The sequence below is a fragment of the Actinosynnema sp. NPDC023658 genome (assembly GCF_040639995.1).
GTDB lineage: Bacteria > Actinomycetota > Actinomycetes > Mycobacteriales > Pseudonocardiaceae > Actinosynnema.
Genome location: NZ_JBFAAX010000496.1, coordinates 1 through 4,372 on the forward strand (window position 1 = coordinate 1; position 4,372 = coordinate 4,372).

Annotated in this window: 5 protein-coding genes; 1 reads left to right on the forward strand and 4 read right to left on the reverse strand. The window is 73.5% G+C overall.

Annotated features, from left to right (window positions below; translation table 11 throughout):
• The 4 genes from AB0G02_RS29780 to AB0G02_RS29795 all read right to left on the reverse strand — a co-directional run.
• The coding region (locus tag AB0G02_RS29780; RefSeq protein ID WP_360800390.1) for a BTAD domain-containing putative transcriptional regulator at window positions 1–1,451 on the reverse strand (1,451 nt) is incomplete at its 3' end.
• Between the two features lie 387 nt (window positions 1,452–1,838).
• Window positions 1,839–2,483, reverse strand: a complete 645-nt coding sequence (locus AB0G02_RS29785) for a DedA family protein (RefSeq protein ID WP_360800393.1) — start codon at window positions 2,481–2,483, stop codon at window positions 1,839–1,841.
• A 204-nt stretch (window positions 2,484–2,687) separates the two neighbouring features.
• Complete coding sequence (locus AB0G02_RS29790; protein ID WP_360800396.1) at window positions 2,688–2,879, reverse strand: DUF397 domain-containing protein; 192 nt, start codon at window positions 2,877–2,879, stop codon at window positions 2,688–2,690.
• A gap of 17 nt (window positions 2,880–2,896) precedes the next feature.
• The gene (locus AB0G02_RS29795; protein ID WP_360800399.1) at window positions 2,897–3,745 is read right to left on the reverse strand and encodes a helix-turn-helix transcriptional regulator; all 849 of its coding nucleotides are present in this window, start codon (window positions 3,743–3,745) and stop codon (window positions 2,897–2,899) included.
• Between the two features lie 178 nt (window positions 3,746–3,923).
• Between AB0G02_RS29795 and AB0G02_RS29800 the strand changes: the two genes are divergently transcribed.
• On the forward strand, window positions 3,924–4,247 hold the full coding sequence (locus AB0G02_RS29800) for a hypothetical protein (RefSeq protein WP_360800402.1): 324 nt from the start codon (window positions 3,924–3,926) through the stop codon (window positions 4,245–4,247).
• The last annotated feature ends 125 nt before the right edge of the window (window positions 4,248–4,372 follow it).

Sequence of the window (4,372 nt, forward strand, 5' to 3'; positions counted from 1 at the left end):
GCGAGCGGCAGCCCGTCGCACAGCACGGCCAGCCGGCGCAGCGCGGCGGGCTCCGTGCCGTCCCGCCCGGCGACCCGGCCCACCACGGCCACCGACGCGTCCAGGTCCAGCATGTCCAGCTCGACGAGCCGCGCCTCGGCGTGCGCGACCAGCCCGACCAGCCGCCGGCGGGACGTCACCAGCACGCACGACGGCGGTCCCGGCAGCAGCGGCAGCAGCTCCGTCGAGCCGCGGGCGTTGTCCAGCATCACCACCATGCGCCGGTCCGCGATCAGCGTGCGGAACAGCGCCGACCGCTCCTCGACCGTCACCGGGATGTCCGGCGACGGCACGCCCAGCGTGCGCAGGAACCGGCTCAGCACCTCGCCCGCGCCCAGCGGCTCCTGGTTCGGGTCGTAGCCGTGCAGGTCGACGTAGAGCTGACCGTCCGGGAAGTCCTCGCGCACCCGTTGCGCCCAGTGCAGGGCCAGCGCGGTCTTGCCCACACCGGCGGGGCCCGTGACGACCAGGACGAGGCCGCCCTCCGGGTAGGAGGCCAGCAGGCCGTCCAGCCGCTTGAGCTCGTCGTCGCGGCCGATCAGGGACGCCGAGGCGCGGGGCAGCTGCGCGGGCGTGATGGCGGGCGGCTCCACCGCCGGTCGCAGCACCATCGGCCGGGTCGGGCGCTCGGGCTCCGGGTCCTCGCCCGCCAGCACGGCCTGCTGGAGCTTGCGCAGCTCCGGGCCCGGCTCGACGCCCAGCTCCTCGACCAGCACCCGGCGTGCCTCGCGGTAGACGGCCAGCGCCTCGGCCTGCCGCCCGGCCTGGCACAACGCGCGCATCAGCAGGCCGTGACCGCGTTCCCGCAACGGGTGCTCACCGACGAGCGTGGTCAGCGACGGCACCAGCTCCGCGCCGCGCCCGATCAGCAGCAGCAGCTCGGCCCGCTCCTCCAGCACCGCGAGCCTGCGCTCGACCAGCCGGCCGCGCTCGACCTCGGCGAACAGGCCCGAGACGCCGCCCAGCGGCTCGCCCCGCCACAGCCCGAGGGCCTCGTCCAGCGCGGTGGCCGCCGCGATCAGGTCGCCGGACGCGCGCAGCCGGGCCGCCGTCGCCACGCCGTGCTCGAACTCGTCCAGGTCGACCGCGTTCGGCTCGACCCGCAGCAGGTAGCCGTCACCGACCGAGGTCAGCAGCTCGGCCGGGGCGCGGCGGGCGCGGCTGGGCTCCAGCGCGCGGCGCAGGCCGGCCACGTAGGTCTGCACGAGGTTGACCGCGCTGCTGGGCGTGTTGTCGCCCCACACGGCCTCGATGATCTGGTCCCGACTGACCGGCGCGTTGCGGGCCAGCAGCAGCACCGCCAGGACGGCGCGCTGCTTGGCGGCGCCGAGGTCCACCACCCCGCCACCGCGCACCGCCCGGAGCAGGCCGAGCACCTCGAACCGCAAGCGCTGGCCGCCGCCGTCTGCCACCGACCGATCCTTCGCCGAACGTTGAGCCCCCGGACGAAGCCTAGGGGACCACTTCAGTCCGACTCCAGTCGTCCTGTAGCCGCATTCTTACGCTAAGCGTGTCCGATCAACCACACAGGGCGAACCCCGGTGAGGCAGGTTGGACCAGACAGCGGAACATCCGCTGCTCTCCCTGAACGACGAGGGCAGGCCGGCGTGCAAGGGGCATCCAGCCCGCGGCGGCGGAACGCCGGCCCGCCCTCGTCCCCTTCTCCACCGGAGACGGGCCATCCGGTAGGGGATGGCCCGATCTCCCTTGCCCTCCCCCAGTGGAAGGGGCCGCGACCGGGATCCGAACCCCCGATCGCGGCCCCTTCGACCACGTCCGGGGTCAGGCGACGTCCGGGGTCAGGCGACCTCTTCCAGCTCCCTCGGCGGGACGGCCTTCGCCTTGCGGCGCCGGCGCAGCAGCACCACGGCGCCGACCACGACCGCGATGCCCATCAGGCCCCACATGGCGCCGTTGAACGCGGACTCGACGTACTTGGCCGACGCGCCGGCCGCGGAGCCGATGCCGATGTGCAGCGCCGACCAGCTCACCGCGCCCAGGATCGACGCGGGCAGGAACCGGCGGTACTCCAGCTTCGACGCGCCCGCCGACGCCGGCACCAGCGTCCGCACCACCGGCATGAACCGGGCGAAGAACACCGCCCACGCGCCACGCCGGCGCAGCAGCGCGCCCGCCTTGTCCCAGTGCTCCTGGCCGAGCTTGCGCACCACCTTGCTGTCCCGGAGCCGGTCGCCGTACCGGCGGCCCAGGAAGTAGCCGATGCTGTCCCCCGCCACCGCGCAGACCGACACCACGAGCCACATGACCAGGAAGCGGGACGTGCTGGTGACCGTCGTGGCGGCCAGCAGCAGCGCGCTCTCCCCCGGCGCGATGAAGCCCACGCCCAGCGTGCACTCCGCCAACGTCAGCGCGCCCGTCACCGCGAGCACGGCGGGCTGCGGCAGACCGGCGAGCCCTTCGAGGGCGTCGGTCAACAAGGCCATGGTTCATCCCCCTGAGGATCATGACGGGCACCGCGGTGTCGCAGGCTAGTGGGATTCCACCGCACCTCGACGGGCGGGCACATCGGACCGGGGGCTGACCGGGCGCAAGACCTTGGTCGTAGGGGTGGGTGGTCGGAAGTCAGGGACGTGCCCGAGGCACGCCCCTGACCCGGACGGGTCGGCGGACGGCGGACGGCGGTGCGGTCAGCGCGGGTCGAATGCGCCGTTCTTAGCGGTGTCGACGAATCGCGCCCACTGCGCGGAACCGAAGTTCAACTCGCCGCCGGTTCGGTTCTTCGAATCCCGCACCCCGGTCACGTCCGGGTCGAGTGCGATTTCCACGCACTCCGGACCACCCGCGGACGACGTCGTGCTCTTGCGCCACTGGCGTTGCATCGCAACTCACCTCGGAGTCAGGCCAGCTCCCGCGCCACCCTCCCGATCAGCGCGGACGAGGCGGCCGGGTCGAGCGATTCGGCGCTGAGCCGGGTGAACAGGTCGGAATACCGGGCGACGTCCGAGGGCTGTTCCAAATAGACGTCGCCACAGGTGGTTTCGATGTATACCACGGCCGGATCGGACTGCTCGGGAAACGTCAGGATGACGAACGGGCCGTCCATCGCAGCGTGAGCGCCCGCCTCGAAAGAGGCCACCTGGAGGGTGATGTTCGGCAGTTTCTCGACTTCGTCGAGTCGTCTCAACTGCTCCGCCATCACCTCCCGGCCGCCCACCAGCCTCCGGAGGGCTGCCTCGTCGACGACGACGTGCAGGACGAGCGGGTCGTCGTCCAGCAGCAGCGCCTGGCGGGCCTTGCGCAGCTCCACCCGCCGGTCCACCTCGGCCGGCGCGGCGCCCGGCAGCACGGCGCGGATCAACGCCCTGGTGTACGCCTCGCACTGGAGCAGGCCGGGCACCATCAGCCCCTGGTAGGTGCGCACCGACTCGGCGTCGGCCTCGAACCCGACGTAGCGGCCGGGCGCGACGTCGCCGAACTCGTCCCACCACGCCCGGCGCCGCGCGTCGCGGGCCAGCTGCACCAGCTCGTCCAGCGTGGCCCGGTCGGCGCCGTAGGCGGAGAGCATGTCGCGGACGTCGCGCGGGGTGACGCCGACGCGGCCGGTCTCGATGCGGCTGATCTTGGACGCCGAGCACTCCAGCCGGGCGGCGACGTCCTCGATGGTCAGGTCGGCGGCCTCGCGCAGCCTGCGCAGCTCGCTGACCAGCCGGCGCTTGCGCAGCGTGGGGCTGCTCCCGCGTGGCATCCGCGCACCTCCCTCGGCGGCCCCGTCGGCGGGACGAAGCCCAGTCTGTGGCCGGGCACGGACGGAGCAAAGGCCCGTCATCCATTCGTGTAGTGCAACTTGCAGACGGCCGAACGCGGTCGCAGGCTGCGTGCAGCGCACCGCCCCGCGCACCGCCTCCAGACAAGGAGCGCTGAAGGTGTCCACCACCGTCTTCAGCCAGCTCGACCGGTCCCTCCACGAACACCTGGCCACGCTGGTCCGCCTGGCGTCGGTCGGGGACGACGAGACGGCGGTCGAGCTGGCCCGCTGCGAGCTGCCCAGGGTGGTGGCCGCGGTCAAGGCGCTGCTGGACGAGCACACGCCGGACGAGCACGGCCGCTGCCCGACCTGCCGCACCCGCTGGTGGAGCCGCCGCCTGCCCTCGCCGTGCCGGGCCTACCTGGGCGCGCAGCTGGCCCTGACGGTGACGGGCGACGAGCCGTCCGGCAACCACCGCAAGCACCTGCGCAGCGTCGGTTAGCCCCGCGCCAGGTCGGGTGACGCGCCTTCCCCGCAGATGAGCCCCGCCGGCGCCGCCCGACCCCGATCCGAGCCCCGAGGGAACACCCGCCCCGCACCCCGACCGGGGCCGGCACCCGGGACGAG